The organism is Brevibacillus sp. FSL K6-0770, assembly GCF_038000275.1.
In the GTDB taxonomy this organism is placed as follows: Bacteria; Bacillota; Bacilli; order Brevibacillales; family Brevibacillaceae; genus Brevibacillus; species Brevibacillus parabrevis.
The window spans coordinates 5,503,257-5,517,612 of the sequence record NZ_JBBOBQ010000001.1 but is presented as its reverse complement, the minus strand read 5'-3'; the positions used below and the strand labels follow the sequence as shown (position 1 = coordinate 5,517,612).

Annotated in this window: 12 protein-coding genes; all 12 read left to right on the top strand. The window is 54.5% G+C overall.

The annotated features are described in order from the left end of the window. Window positions 1–41 precede the first annotated feature (41 nt). The 12 genes from glyA (at window position 42) to NST23_RS26200 (ending at window position 14,356) form a co-directional block, all read left to right on the top strand. Complete coding sequence (gene glyA / locus NST23_RS26255; protein WP_122962585.1) at window positions 42–1,292, top strand: serine hydroxymethyltransferase; 1,251 nt, start codon at window positions 42–44, stop codon at window positions 1,290–1,292. A gap of 210 nt (window positions 1,293–1,502) precedes the next feature. Next, entirely contained in the window at window positions 1,503–2,132 is a 630-nt protein-coding gene (gene upp, locus NST23_RS26250; protein ID WP_122962586.1) for a uracil phosphoribosyltransferase, read from the top strand. Window positions 2,133–2,150: 18 nt separating this feature from the next. Then, the gene (gene wecB / locus NST23_RS26245; RefSeq protein ID WP_063228984.1) at window positions 2,151–3,299 is read left to right on the top strand and encodes a non-hydrolyzing UDP-N-acetylglucosamine 2-epimerase; all 1,149 of its coding nucleotides are present in this window, start codon (window positions 2,151–2,153) and stop codon (window positions 3,297–3,299) included. Between the two features lie 237 nt (window positions 3,300–3,536). Beyond that, a complete protein-coding gene (locus tag NST23_RS26240) occupies window positions 3,537–6,701 on the top strand; it encodes a phosphodiester glycosidase family protein (protein ID WP_122962587.1) in 3,165 nt (1,054 codons plus the stop codon). A 134-nt stretch (window positions 6,702–6,835) separates the two neighbouring features. Continuing rightward, window positions 6,836–8,233, top strand: coding sequence for an adenosylmethionine--8-amino-7-oxononanoate transaminase (bioA, locus tag NST23_RS26235; RefSeq protein ID WP_217022116.1), 1,398 nt, complete (start codon window positions 6,836–6,838; stop codon window positions 8,231–8,233). Then, window positions 8,230–8,964 carry a dethiobiotin synthase gene (gene bioD / locus NST23_RS26230; protein WP_217022117.1) on the top strand — a complete coding sequence of 245 codons (735 nt, stop codon included), beginning with the start codon at window positions 8,230–8,232 and terminating at the stop codon, window positions 8,962–8,964. The genes bioA and bioD overlap by 4 nt, the downstream gene beginning before the upstream one ends. Continuing rightward, complete coding sequence (bioB, locus tag NST23_RS26225; RefSeq protein WP_122962590.1) at window positions 8,965–9,960, top strand: biotin synthase BioB; 996 nt, start codon at window positions 8,965–8,967, stop codon at window positions 9,958–9,960. Window positions 9,961–9,977: 17 nt separating this feature from the next. Then, window positions 9,978–11,168, top strand: a complete 1,191-nt coding sequence (gene bioF, locus NST23_RS26220; protein WP_122962591.1) for an 8-amino-7-oxononanoate synthase — start codon at window positions 9,978–9,980, stop codon at window positions 11,166–11,168. A 1-nt stretch (window position 11,169) separates the two neighbouring features. Further along, complete coding sequence (locus tag NST23_RS26215) at window positions 11,170–11,928, top strand: alpha/beta fold hydrolase (RefSeq protein ID WP_217022118.1); 759 nt, start codon at window positions 11,170–11,172, stop codon at window positions 11,926–11,928. Continuing rightward, a complete protein-coding gene (gene bioC, locus NST23_RS26210) occupies window positions 11,876–12,694 on the top strand; it encodes a malonyl-ACP O-methyltransferase BioC (protein ID WP_242773951.1) in 819 nt (272 codons plus the stop codon). The genes NST23_RS26215 and bioC overlap by 53 nt, the downstream gene beginning before the upstream one ends. Before the next feature lie 124 nt (window positions 12,695–12,818). Next, complete coding sequence (locus tag NST23_RS26205; RefSeq protein ID WP_340964926.1) at window positions 12,819–14,009, top strand: acetyl-CoA C-acetyltransferase; 1,191 nt, start codon at window positions 12,819–12,821, stop codon at window positions 14,007–14,009. Window positions 14,010–14,146: 137 nt separating this feature from the next. Further along, the gene (locus tag NST23_RS26200) at window positions 14,147–14,356 is read left to right on the top strand and encodes an AtpZ/AtpI family protein (protein ID WP_005827760.1); all 210 of its coding nucleotides are present in this window, start codon (window positions 14,147–14,149) and stop codon (window positions 14,354–14,356) included.

Here is a 14,356-nt window from a genome sequence, read left to right as displayed (position 1 = left end):
AATGTGGGACAAGCCCATTTTCAAGGAGGAGAACATACATCATGCTAGATTTTTTGCGTAAACAGGACCCGCAAGTATTGGAAGGCATTCAACTGGAATTGGGAAGACAGCGTGACAAAATTGAGCTGATCGCATCCGAGAACTTTGTTAGCCGCGCCGTAATGGAAGCGATGGGTACTGTTCTGACCAACAAATACGCAGAAGGCTATCCAGGACGCCGCTACTATGGCGGTTGCGAATACGTGGACATCGTGGAAAACATTGCGCGCGATCGCGTAAAAGAAATCTTCGGTGCCGAGCATGCAAACGTACAGCCGCACTCCGGCGCACAAGCAAACATGGCCGTGTACTTCACCATCTTGCAGCCGGGCGACACCGTACTTGGCATGAACCTCTCCCATGGCGGACACTTGACGCACGGAAGCCCTGTTAACTTCTCCGGTACACTGTACAACTTCGTAGAATACGGCGTGGATCAAGAATCCCACCTGATCAATTATGAAGACGTTCGCGCCAAAGCTTTGGAGCACAAGCCTAAGCTGATCGTAGCGGGAGCAAGTGCTTATCCGCGCACAATCGACTTCGCCAAATTCCGTGAAATCGCGGATGAAGTCGGCGCTTATTTCATGGTAGACATGGCGCACATCGCTGGTCTGGTTGCCGCTGGCCTGCATCCAAACCCGGTTCCATACGCTCATTTCGTTACTTCTACCACTCACAAAACATTGCGCGGTCCTCGCGGCGGTCTGATTTTGTGCAAAGAAGAATTTGCAAAAGCGATCGACAAGTCTGTGTTCCCTGGCGTACAAGGCGGACCGTTGATGCACGTGATTGCGGCAAAAGCGGTTTCCTTCGGCGAAGCGCTGCAACCGGACTTCAAAGATTACGCAGCTCGCATCGTGAGCAATGCGCGCGCATTTGCTGAAGCGCTGCAAGCAGAAGGTCTGACACTCGTTTCTGGCGGAACCGACAACCACCTCGTGCTGATTGACGTGAGCAAAATCGGCTTGACTGGTAAAGTAGCCGAGCACCTGCTGGACGAAGTAAGCATCACCACTAACAAAAACACCATCCCTTACGATACACAAAGCCCATTCGTCACAAGCGGTATCCGCATGGGTACACCAGCGGTAACAAGCCGTGGCTTCGACGAAGAAGCAATGAAAGAAGTAGCAGCGATCATCGCCCTGACTTTGAAAAACCCGGAAGACGCTGCCAAACACGAAGAAGCTCGCCAACGCGTAGCAGCGCTGTGCCAACGCTTCCCGATGTACGAAGGTTTGACGATTTAAGGTTTTGATAAAATGGCTTCAATCAAACAGACCCTGTGATTGCTCGCGCGGGTCTGTTTTTCTTTTACATCCTAAACGATTTTTTCCTGACAACAGCCATAGCTGGTCACCAGGCAAAAGAAAAAAGTACGAAGATTAGGCAAATTGACGGCGACCCGCTCCTTCGCTATGATGGAAAAGATGCATTGATAGGGAAACGGAGGAACGTACATGAGCCGTGTATATGTGTTTGACCACCCGCTGATTCAGCATAAAGTGACGTTTATTCGTGACAAGAATACAGGAACCAAGGAATTTCGCGAACTGGTAGATGAAGTAGCGACCCTGATGGGCTACGAAATCACACGCGACATGCCGCTGGAAGAAACCACGATCGAGACCCCGGTAGCTACCTGTCAGTCTAATGTGATTGCCGGTAAAAAAGTAGGTCTGGTTCCGATCCTGCGTGCAGGACTCGGCATGGTGGACGGGCTGTTGAAGCTGATTCCGGCCGCAAAAGTAGGCCATGTGGGGCTGTACCGTGATCCGGAAACCCTGCAACCGGTAGAGTATTACGTAAAGCTGCCTTCCGATGTAGCGGAGCGCGAACTGATCGTCATCGACCCGATGCTGGCGACTGGCGGTTCTGCCGTGGCAGCCATCCAGGCTTTGAAAAAACGCGGAGCGAGAAACCTCAAGCTGATGTGCCTGATTGCTGCTCCAGAAGGCATCAAAATGGTGCAGGACGAGCATCCTGACGTAGATATTTACGTAGCTGCTATTGACGAATATTTAAATGACCATGGATACATTGTGCCTGGCTTGGGCGATGCGGGTGACCGCTTGTACGGCACAAAGTAGGCGGAGAGGGAATCCAAGATGAAAACAGTAAAAGTAATGACGGTTTTCGGCACGCGCCCGGAAGCGATCAAGATGGCACCTCTCGTACATGAATTGAAAAAGTACGAAGGGCAAATCGAGTCGATCGTATGCGTGACCGCACAGCATCGCCAAATGCTCGACCAGGTGTTGGGTATTTTCGATATTTCGCCGGACATTGACTTGAACATCATGAAAGACCGTCAAACATTGGTAGACGTGACGACACGCGCCTTGCAAAGTCTCGATGCCGCGATCAAGGATGTAAAACCGGATATTGTGCTCGTGCACGGCGATACGACGACCACATTCGTGGCGAGTCTGGCTGCTTTTTACAACCAGGTAGCGATCGGCCATGTGGAAGCCGGCCTGCGCACGTGGGACAAATACTCGCCGTTCCCGGAGGAGATGAACCGCCAGCTGACAGGCGTGATGGCCGATCTGCACTTCTCTCCAACCGAAGGATCGGCTGACAACCTCAGACGGGAAGCCAAACCGGAAGAGAGCATTTACGTCACAGGCAACACAGCGATCGACGCATTGAAAACGACGGTGCGTGAAGATTATACGCATCCGGTTCTCGATCAGGTGGGCGACCACAAGCTGGTACTGATGACGGCTCATCGCCGCGAAAACTTGGGTGAGCCAATGCGCCGAATTTTCCGCGCTGTCAGAAGACTGGTGGACGAGCATCCCGAGATTTTCGTCGTGTATCCAGTCCATCTCAACCCGGCTGTTCAAGAGGTGGCTCAGGAGATTTTGGGAGATCACGAGCGCATTACATTGACCGAACCGCTCGATGCACTCGACTTCCATAACTTTGCCCGCCGCGCTCATCTGATTCTGACCGATTCTGGCGGTGTTCAGGAAGAAGCGCCGTCTCTTGGCGTGCCTGTGCTCGTGCTCCGGGACACAACCGAGCGTCCGGAAGGAATCGAAGCTGGCACTCTCAAGCTGGCGGGAACAGACGAAGAACAAGTATACGCGATGGCAAACGAGCTTTTGACCAATCAGGCAGCCTACGATGCGATGGCTCATGCTGCGAATCCGTACGGAGACGGAGAAGCATCCCGCCGGATTGTAGAAGCGATCCTGTATCATTTCGGAATCCGTTCCGATCGCCCGGAACCGTTCCAACCGGGGCAATAAGCATCTGGATAGTGCGCTTGAACAAAAGCGGCATACAGCTAGAATCGACCCGTCCGGTATGGATTGTAAATCCGGGCGGGTTTTCGTGCTTTTGGCAGACTGACGATTTGGTATGTTTTGCTAAGAGAGAATCTGCAAAATTGGCGAAACTATCCACTACTTGGGAGCGTCTAACGATTAGTTACCGACTTACATAGCGAACAGACAGAGTTTGGAAAATGGAGAGGAGTTACTAACATGAGAGCGCAAAGGATGGTGACGCTGCTCACGGCCACGACTATGGCCTGGGGAGCTTTTGTTCCGTTTGTGCCGCTTGCGACCAATGTCGCGCACGCCCGGGCGGAAACCAGTGCATTGAATATCATGTGGCAAACCCCGATTGGTGAGGGAACCACTTTGCTTAAATATACGAAATCGTTCGCCAACCAGCTCGTGACCATCATGGTGACGAAAGTGGATTTGAACAATCCGTATGTTGAGGTCAAGCCCGTATACGGAACGGCTGGCAAACTGACAGACAGACAAACCGTGACGCAGATGGCCAGGGAGACAGGGGCAGTCGCTGCGATCAACGCTGACTTTTTCGACATGTCCAAGCGGGGAGCGCCGTTTGGCATCGTTCAGAAAGACGAGCAGCTGATTTCCTCGATGGGACTGATTTCGTACTGGTACAGCCTCGGAATCACGGGCGACAAGATGGCCATCATCGACAAGTTCGGATTCGGGGGAAAAGTCACCGCGCCGAACGGGGCTGTCTATTCGATCCAGGGCGTCAATAAAGAAGTGTACAATCCGAGCGAAGGCCGTAAAAGTCACCAAAATCAGTTGAACGTCTACACGCCTTCTTTTGGCAAAACGAGCCTCGGTGCGATCTCAGGCTACAAAGATGTCGTCGAGATTTTGTTCGTCGACAACGTCGCCAAGGAAGTGCGCATCAATCAGCCGGGAGTATACATACCTTACAACGGATACGTGCTGTGGGGACACGGAGAGGCAGCCGCTTTCCTCAAGCAAAATTTCCCGGTGGGCGCCACAGCTGCGGTTGAATACCAAACCACACCGCAAACCCTCGATTTGAAGCAAGCCGTGGGCGGAAACGTGTTGCTGGTCAATCAAGGCAAAGCACTGACCTCGTTTCAGGCGGACAAGTCTATTGTCGCGGCCAATGCCCGCACGGCAGTAGGGGTTTCCCAGGATGGCAAAACTTTGTACATGGTGACGATTGATGCGGCCAGCAAGGTTAGTTTGGACGAGCTGGCAAAAATCATGGCGGAGCTTGGCTCCTACCGTGCCGTGAATTTTGACGGCGGCGGCTCCACGACACTCGCAGCCCGCATGCTCGGGGAGACACACGCCAATCTGTCCAACAAGCCAAGTGGCGGTTCCGAGCGTCGGGTGCCGACAGGGCTTGCTGTTTACAACACCGCTCCGCCAGGAGAATTGCGAGGATTCCAAATTGATGTGCCGTCCGATATCCTGATCGGGCAAACGGTAGCGCTCACTGCTTCCAAAGGATACGACACGCATTACCAGCCTTACGCGATCAATCCGGCAAACGTCACCTGGGATATCCCGCAATCGGACGCCGGAACAGTGGACGGCCAGCGCTTTACTCCAGCCCGCTCAGGAAAAATTACGCTGACGGGCCGACTGGGCAACGTCACGCAAAACAAAGATGTTCAAGTCGTTGCAGGCAGTGAAGTTCAGCAAATCGTTGTTTCCCCAAGCCCAGTTTCAATTGCGCCTGGACAAGCCTTGACGCTTGATGTCAAAATCAAGACGAAAAAAGGCGCGACGATTCAGGCGACTCCGCTTAGCGTGAAAGCAAGCGTGGACTCCGCTGTCGCTACTGTCAACGACAAGCTGCAACTGATTGCCGGCAATGAGCCGGGCAATGGAAACTTGACGATTACTTACGACGGCGTATCGACGACCGTTCCGTTTGCTGTCGGTCAATTCGAACAGCCTTGGCTGACGTTTGACAATCAGGTAGGAATGTACCATGCGGCCAATCCGAGCAGCATCAGCTCCGCCGGATCGTTTTCGCTCGTATCAGATCAAGTATTCCGCACGAAAAAAGCGGCGAAGCTCGTCTATAACTTCTCGGGTGCGCCAGCGGGCAACATGCGCATCTCCTACGGCATACTGGGTGCCCAGCCTGTGGCGATTCCAGGCAAACCGCTCGGTCTCGGCCTGTGGGTGAACGGAGACAACAGCAGACACTGGCTGCGCGCAGAAGTGCTGGACGCCAACGGCAAGACGGTCTACGTCGATCTGGCAAAAGAAATCGACTGGTCCGGCTGGAAGCAAGTGAAGGGGTACTTCCCGAGCAATGTCGCCTATCCATTGCAGCTGCGAAGCATCTATGTAGTCGATCAGGCAAACGACGGCATTACACAAGACAAGGGAACCCTTTACTTCGACGAGTTCTCCCTGCTGTTGCCGAACCAGACAGGCAAACCAGGCAATGCGACGGTTGTGCCTGAACTGCCAGGCAGCATGTCTTTGGGAGCGGAACTGGATCTCGGTTACTCGTTTGAGAAAACAACACCGTTTTTGGACACGGCACTGGTGGAGGTCGACTCCATCGTCGGCCAACAGCTTCCGGGATATGTACCTGCCGACTATTCGTTCACGATCAAGCCTGGCGAGCGCAAAGCAGGCGCAGAAGACGCGATTTCGACATCTTCGATCAAGCTGACCCTTGTGCCGAAGAAGTGGATTGCCGGAAAAGGCGTCGGATTGCTGTACGTCAATGAAGCCAACCAAACGCTCGACCCGCTGTTGGGCACAAGAAACGCCCAAGGACAATGGGTTTACGAAGTGAACAGCTACGGCAAATACGTTCCGTACTATTCGGACGACGTCGGAACTCTCAGTCCATCATTCACGGATATCGCCAACCATCCTGCCAAAGCGGAAATCATGTACATGGCGGAAAACGGGTACGTGAAAGGCTTGACGGACACGACATTCGGGCCGGAAGCTTCGCTCACCAGGGCACAGTTCGTCACTTTGCTGGCGCGCACGTTCAATTGGGAGCTGCCAGCTTCGCCTAAGCTCAGCTTCAAGGACAAGGTGCCTGACTATGCGCAAGGGGCTGTGCAGGTTGCCGTTTCCAAAGGGCTGGTGAAAGGCTACGAGGACAAAACGTTCCGTCCCGACAAACCTGTGACAAGGGCTGAGGCTGCCGTCATTCTGGATCGTTTGGTGAACAAAAAAGGAGCGGCTAAAACCGTTTCCGACAAAGGAACGTGGCCATCCTGGGCATCCGGTTCGATCACCAACATGGTCGGATTGGGCCTGATTGATCCGATCAGCGGAAAATACCAACCGAACAAATCTACGACTCGCGCAGTGTGCGTGGTAGCGCTCTATCGGATTTTGCACCAAACCAAATAAGTAGAGGCAAGTAAAAACGCGAAGACCAGTCTTCTCCCGCTGTTGGAGAGACTGGTCTTTTTCGTTTGCCCATGCGTGGGAAAAAGTCATTGCTGAAATAAGTTAACTGTTTTATTATTTTGGTTAACAAATATATGTTAACTAAGGATGTGATCTGGTTGTTACATATGTATGACTATGCCGAACTGGCAGAAAAGAACAGGCGATTTTTATGGCATCCTTTTACCCAAATGAAGGACTACAACGCCCAGGAGCCAGTGATTATCGCCAGGGGCGAAGGGATCAAGCTGATCGACGTGAACGGCAAAGCGTACTATGACGGATTTTCGTCTGTATGGCTGAACGTGCACGGCCACAATGTCCCGGAACTGAATCAGGCGATTACGGAACAACTGGAGCAGATCGCGCATTCGACGCTCTTGGGGATGGCGAATGTGCCGTCCATTTTGCTGGCTGAGCAATTGATTCGTATAGCACCGCCGGGGCTGAGCAAAGTGTTTTATTCGGACAATGGTGCGACAGCGGTGGAAATCTCGTTGAAAATGGCGTTCCAGTATTGGCAGAACCGGGGGCGGACGGGGAAGCACGGATTTATTACGATGAACAACGCTTACCACGGGGATACGATTGGAGCTACCAGTGTGGGCGCGATCCCGCTGTACCATCAGGTTTACAAGCCGCTGCTCTTCTCGCCGCACATCGTTCCGTACCCATATCCGTACCGTGATGGGGGCGAGGAAGCGTCTGTGGAAGCGACCTTGCGCCAGTTGGAGAGCTTGTTACAGCAGAAGGCAGATGAGATTGCAGCGATGATCGTCGAGCCTGTCGTACAGGGAGCCAGCGGGATGATTGTCATGCCTGACGGTTGTTTGAAGCAAATTGCCGAGCTGCTGCGGGCGCATGACGTACTGCTGATTGCAGACGAGGTGGCGACAGGCTTCGGCAGGACGGGAAAAATGTTCGCCTGTGAGCATGACGGTGTGGTCCCGGATATTATGGCGGTTGCCAAAGGTTTGACAGGGGGCTACTTGCCTGTCGCCGCTACTTTGGTTACGGAAGAGATTTACGCTGCATTTTACGCGGACTACGAGGAACAAAAGACGTTTTTCCACGGTCATTCTTTCACAGGAAATCCGCTAGGCTGTGCGGTGGCCTTGGCGAATTTGCGGTTGATGGAGGAACGCAGACTGGTCGATCAAGTGGTGGAAAAAGCGGCGGGACTTGAGGAGCTTTTGCAGCCGCTAAAAGGAGAGCCGCATGTCGGTGATATCCGGCAAAAAGGGCTGATGGCAGGGATTGAGCTAGTCAGAGACAAGCAAACAAAGGAGCCGTACCACTGGAATGAACGGATCGGCGTGCGCGTCTGTCAGCGAGCCAGAGAAAAAGGGCTGTTGACCCGACCGCTGGGCAATGTGATCGTCTTCATCCCCCCGCTCGCTTCCACAATGGCCGAGATTGCGGACATGGTGCGAATTTTGGCCGAATCGATTCGCGAGGTCACGATTGAGCAAAAGGAGCAGGCGGTACGATGAGCAAGGAGTTTGCAGGACTGTTCATTGCCGGGACGGACACGGAGGTGGGCAAAACGGTCGTGACGGCGGGGATTGCAGCGGCATTGCGCGAGGCAGGCTGCGATGTCGGGGTATGGAAGCCCGTCCAGTCCGGGGCGCTTGCGCACGAGAAAATGAGCGATGCGTTTCGCTTGCGGGCATGGAGCGGTGTGGCAGACAGGTGCGAGGAGATTGCGCCGCTTGCCTTTTCGGCGCCCTTGACGCCGTGGCTGGCTGCGCAGGCAGAGGGCAAGACGCTCACGATGGAGGAAATAACGGCGCATGGTTACCCGTTGCTGGCGAAACACGACTGGCTGCTGGTCGAGGGGGCAGGGGGCCTGGCAGTTCCGTTGACCGAGACAGACATGATGGTCGATCTCGCGGTGCGCTTGAAACTGCCGCTTTTGCTGGTTGCCCGGGCAGGTCTGGGAACGATCAACCACACGCTTTTATCGGTCTGGTACGCTCGTTCGCGCGGGCTTGTGGTGGCAGGAGTGATTTTGAATGAGGGGGCTTCTGCTGCCGATCAAAGCGTTGCTACCAACGCCAAAATGATCGAGTGCTACGGAAACGTTCCGGTTTGGGGTGCGCTGCCGCACGTGCCTGACGAGCTGACAAGCGAGCAGGTGGTTGCGTTGGTGAAGCAGCATGTCCACGTGGAATGGATTATGGGGTTGCTAAAACAGCAAATATGCAAAGGAGAGGTTCGATAGATGAGCAGAACCGTTGTCGCCAATTGGAACGAGTATGCAGGAAAGGCTGTGCAAAAGGAAGCACTGACGCTGCAAGAAGCGCTTTGCGTGCTGCGAGCGCCTGACGATGAGCTGTTGCCGTTGTTGCACGCCGCTTTTCAGGTCAGGAAACATTTTTTCGGGAAAAAGGTCAAGCTGAACATGATCTTAAACGCCAAAAGCGGCCTGTGCCCGGAAGATTGCGGCTACTGTTCGCAATCGATCGTCTCTACCGCGCCTGTAGCCAAGTACACCATGCTCGACAAAGAGACGTTACTGGCAGGCGCAAAAGAAGCGATGAACCGCAAGGCTGGTACATACTGCATTGTCGCTTCCGGGCGAGGGCCGACGGAAAAGGAGCTGGGCCAGGTCATTGAAGCGGTGCAAGAAATTCGCGACACCATGCCGCTGAAAATATGCGCTTGTCTGGGCATCCTCAGCGACGAGCAAGCCAAGCGGCTGAAGGAAGCGGGGGTGCACCGATACAACCACAATTTGAACACAAGCCGGAATCATTACGCGGCGATCACCACCACGCATACGTACGAGCAGCGCGTGGGAACGGTCGATACGGTGAAAAAAGCGGGAATGTCGCCATGCTCCGGCGTCATCATCGGCATGGGGGAGAGCGACGAAGAAATCGCGGAGATGGCTTTTGCCTTGCGGAGCCTGGATGCGGATTCGATTCCGGTCAACTTTTTGAACGCGATCCCGGGAACGCCCTTGGAGCATCAAGGACGCACGCTGGCGCAAAAGGCTCTGAAAGTATTGGCGCTGTTCCGCTTTGTCTGCCCGGACAAAGAAATTCGCGTGGCTGGCGGGCGCGAGGTGAATTTGCGCAGCTTGCAGCCGTTGTCGCTCTACGCCGCCAACTCGTTGTTTGTGGGCGATTATTTGACGACACCGGGGCAGGAAATCACCAGCGATCATCAGATGATTGAAGACCTCGGGTTTGAAATCGAGCTATGCGCGCTGTAAGCGAAGAGGTGCGGCAAATGAGGCAAAGGTACGAATGGCTGGAGACGGAATGGAGCAAGATGCGGGAGCAGTCGCTTTGCCGAGAGTGGCAGACGGTAGAGTCTTTGGCGGAGCATGGAGGAACGTGGATTGTCGTTGGCGGAAAAAAGTTGCTGAACATGTCCTCCAACAACTATTTGGGGCTTGCTCACGATCCGCAAATCATGGCTGCGGGTGAAAAGGCAGCGCGGCAATGGGGCGCAGGAGGAACTGCGTCCCGCCTCGTCCTCGGCAATTACCCGTTGTACGACGAGTTGGAGCAGCGTCTGGCCCGGTGGAAGCAGCGTGAGGAAGCGCTCGTTTTCGCAAATGGCTATCAGGCGAATACGGGGGTGCTTGCTGCGTTGGCTGGTCGGGGCGACGTAGTATTCAGCGATCGGCTGAACCACGCCAGCATTGTGGACGGAATCGTCCTGAGCCGTGCCGAGCACGTCCGGTATCGGCATAACGATTGGGAGCATCTGGCGTTTCTAATGGAAAAACATCAGGGAACGAAACGGAAGTGGATTGTGACGGACAGCGTATTTTCCATGGATGGCGACAAGGCACCATTGCTGGAGTTGATCAAGCTGCGAGAACGGTACGGTGCTTTTCTCATGGTCGATGAAGCGCATGCGGGCGGGGTGCGGGGCGAGCGGGGACAAGGTCTGTGCCACGAACTCGGGATCGCGTCGCAGGTGGATGTGCTGATGGGAACGTTCAGTAAAGCTTTTGGCGTATACGGCGCTTATGTTTGTGCCGATCAGGTCGTCATTCGCCATCTGCGTTCGAAAGCGCGCTCGCTCATCTATTCCACAGCGCTGCCTCCTGGCGTCGTCGGGTCGACGATTGCCGCTCTGACGCAGATTGAGGCGGACGAGTGGCGGCGACAAGCGTTGCAGCACAACGCGCAGCTTTTTCGGCGGTTGCTTGCGGAAAAAGGCTTTGCCGTAACTTCAGACGACACGCAGATTGTTCCGATCACGCTGGGAGAAAACGAGCGGGCGCTGCAATTCAGCCAGAAGCTGTGGGAACGGGGAGTTGCAGCTGTCGCGATTCGCCCGCCGACCGTCCCGGATGGAACAGCGCGCATCCGCTTTACGGTAATGGCTACACATCAGCCAGAAGAGCTGGTCTGGGCGGTCGAGCAATTGACTGCTGTCCGGGATGAATGCGCAGGAGGGATGTGAAGTGGCGCCAGTCATTGTTTGGCTGACAGGCTGGGGAATGGCGGATTCATGCTGGGACAAAGTTCGCGAGCGATTGCCCGATGTACGTCATGTGGTCCCTGACTATTCGCAAGTTTCCCGGCCGGACGAATTTTACGAAGTGGTTGCGCAATCCATTCAAAGCTTGAGTGGAAAAGAACTGCTTGTCGTTGGCTGGTCGCTGGGCGGAATGCTGGCCCTTAGGCTGGCAACTGAAAAGCGCGTAGCCGGACTGGTGCTGATTGGGACGACATTGCGGTTTGTCCGCGACCCGGCGGAACGGGAACGCGGCATTGGCGCAGCAATGCTTCAGCGGATGAAGCGGCAGCTGGCAAAAGACCGCGAGCGGATCATGGCCCAATTCGTAGAGCAGATGTTCACAGGGCAAGAACGCGGGCAAAACTGCGTCGATGTGGGGATTGCAGAGGGCCGCTGGAGCCAGCAGGCGCTGTCCGCAGGGCTGGATTACCTGGCGAGCGAGGACTGCCGGTTTGCCCCTGAGCGCTTGTCTTGTCCGGCAGTTGTCATTCATGGCGAAGGCGACGTCATCTGTCCGCTCGGCGCGGGAAAAGAGCTTGCGGGCAAGCTGGCGGCAGCCGATTTTTTGCAACTGAAAGACTGCGGGCATGCCCCACACCTGGTTCATCCTGAGCAAGTCAGCGAAGCGATCATGAGGATGGTGAAGCGCATTGCACACAGAACAGATCAAGCGTCGATTCAGCAGCAAGGCGACATCTTATGAACAGTATGCGATTGTGCAAAAAGAGATGGCGCAGCGTCTCGGCGCAATCGTGTCCGCGACGTTGGCGGATAAAAGTGTCGAGAGCATACTGGAAATCGGCTGCGGCACAGGCGGACTGACGCGTCTGATCAGGGGGCAGTACCCGAAAGCCGCATACGAAGCGATTGACATCGCGCCCGGAATGATTGCGCAGGCGAGGTCGAACCTTGAGCAGCACGGATTGGCAGTGAACTTTCGCCAGGCTGATACGGAAGAATGGGTCTGGACACAGCCAGAGGCAACCAGGGATCTGATCGTGTCGGGAGCGTGCTTTCAATGGCTGCTTCGCCCTGAGCCGACGATCCGCCGTCTGTGCAAGCTGCTCAAGCCGGGTTCGCCGCTTTTGTTTTCGACGTTTGGCCCCAACACCTTCTGCGAATTGCACGACTCCTTTGCCCGCGCCCATGCCAGTCTGGGAGAGCAAGGAGTTCGGCACGGACTATCGTATTTGACGACAGAGCAGTGGCTTGCCTTGCTGGATTCGGCGGGAATGGAATCGTTGCAGGCGACTGTACACAAGGTGGTTTTGACTTACCCGGGCGTGCTGGATTTTTTGCGTGCCGTAAAAGCGGTAGGAGCAAGCGCCAGCGAAGACAAAACGGCGGGCTTGGGCAGAAAAAGGCTGCTGTTTGCCATGGCTGACTATTATCAGCGGACGTACGGAGATGAGAAGGGAGTGCGTGTAACCTACGAGATGCTTTTTGTCAGCGGCTTTCGCAGCCAATAACGTTTTCTTTTGAGAGAATGGGCAGCTTTTTCTTCATGAAAGCGATTTCGCAGCAGGAATCTGCATGAAGAAATGGAATTTTAAGAAGGTTGGCTATCCTGTTCATTCAAGGAGTGTATGGAAGATGAGTCAAAAGGAAATCGTTATCGCAAGCGCAGTGCGCACAGCTATAGGCAGTTTTCAAGGATCGCTCGCGGGAATCTCCGCAACGAAACTGGGCGGCATCGTCCTGGAAGCGGCTTTGGAGCGCGCTGGCGTGTCCAAAGACTCGGTTGATGAAGTGATTATGGGCAATGTACTTTCCGCAGGACTGGGCCAGAATCCTGCCCGTCAGGCTGCCATTCAAGCAGGATTGGCGCACGAGGTGCCGTCCTTGACGATTAACAAAGTATGCGGCTCCGGATTGAAAGCCGTTCATTTGGCTGTACAGGCGATTTTGAGCGGAGATGCCGAAGTCGTGCTGGCGGGTGGCATGGAAAACATGAGCCAGGCTCCGTACTTGCTGGATGGAGCGCGCTCGGGATATCGCATGGGCGATCAAAAGGCGGTCGACTCGATGATCCGCGATGGTCTTTGGTGTGCATTCAACGACTACCACATGGGAATCACAGCCGAAAATCTGTGCGCCAAATACGAGATCGGACGGGAAGAGCAGGACGAGTTTGCGGCATGGAGCCAGGAAAAAGCGCAGAAAGCTTTGGGAAGCGGCCGTTTTCAGGAGGAGATCGTGCCTGTTCCGATTCCGCAGCGCAAAGGCGACCCTGTGCTGTTTGCTGTCGACGAATTTCCGCGCGCTGGCGTAACCGCCGAGATGCTTTCCAAGCTGAAGCCAGCCTTTAAAAAGGACGGCACTGTGACCGCAGGAAACGCTTCGGGCATCAACGATGGCGCGGCTGCGCTTTTAATCATGACCAAGGAAAAGGCGGAGGAGCTGGGCGTAAAACCGCTCGCGCGCATCGTCGCCAATGCCAGTGCGGGCGTCGATCCGAGCATCATGGGCTACGGTCCGGTGCCAGCGACCAAGCGAGTTTTGGAAAAAGCGGGCATGTCTTTGTCCGACATCGATTTGATCGAAGCGAACGAGGCATTCGCCGTTCAATCGCTGTCTGTCGGCAAAGCGCTCGGCTTCGATCGGGAAAAGCTGAACGTTAACGGCGGAGCGATTGCTCTGGGTCATCCAATTGGCGCAAGCGGGGCGAGAATATTAGTTACGCTTGTTCACGAATTGCAAAAGCGCGAAGGGGTAAAATATGGTCTAGCAACCTTGTGTATTGGCGGCGGACAAGGGGTTTCGACAATTGTTGAAAAAATGTAGATTTTCAATTGTGAACGCTTTGTGTACAGAACAAGACGAACGTTGACAAAGGGAATAATTCTTCGTTAATATGGATGAGGGCAAAGGGGCACTTGACACCAGCCCTCTCCTTATGTATGAAAGGAGAATGTTGTTCCGTGTCGAAAATTGATAATCCTTGGCGAGCCATCACGTTGGTCACTTTAATTGGTGTCGATATGGCCGTTTGCGTGGTTGCGGGAGTCTTTCTGGGAAAATACTTGGATGGCCTTTTCGCTACCAATCCGTTGTTTTTGATGGTTGGACTGCTCGCGGGATTAGGAATAGGCGTGTACAGCGTCTACCGCATCATTCGCGGTTACCTCTAG

What these genes read in the sequence shown, in the direction of transcription:
- bioF (WP_122962591.1), top strand. Translation starts at nt 9,978, where the DNA reads ATGAGGCAAAGGTACGAATGGCTGGAGACGGAATGGAGCAAGATGCGG.
- NST23_RS26205 (WP_340964926.1), top strand. Translation starts at nt 12,819, where the DNA reads ATGAGTCAAAAGGAAATCGTTATCGCAAGCGCAGTGCGCACAGCTATA.
- bioB (WP_122962590.1), top strand. Translation starts at nt 8,965, where the DNA reads ATGAGCAGAACCGTTGTCGCCAATTGGAACGAGTATGCAGGAAAGGCT.
- wecB (WP_063228984.1), top strand. Translation starts at nt 2,151, where the DNA reads ATGAAAACAGTAAAAGTAATGACGGTTTTCGGCACGCGCCCGGAAGCG.
- NST23_RS26240 (WP_122962587.1), top strand. Translation starts at nt 3,537, where the DNA reads ATGAGAGCGCAAAGGATGGTGACGCTGCTCACGGCCACGACTATGGCC.
- upp (WP_122962586.1), top strand. Translation starts at nt 1,503, where the DNA reads ATGAGCCGTGTATATGTGTTTGACCACCCGCTGATTCAGCATAAAGTG.
- glyA (WP_122962585.1), top strand. Translation starts at nt 42, where the DNA reads ATGCTAGATTTTTTGCGTAAACAGGACCCGCAAGTATTGGAAGGCATT.
- bioD (WP_217022117.1), top strand. Translation starts at nt 8,230, where the DNA reads ATGAGCAAGGAGTTTGCAGGACTGTTCATTGCCGGGACGGACACGGAG.
- bioA (WP_217022116.1), top strand. Translation starts at nt 6,836, where the DNA reads ATGTTAACTAAGGATGTGATCTGGTTGTTACATATGTATGACTATGCC.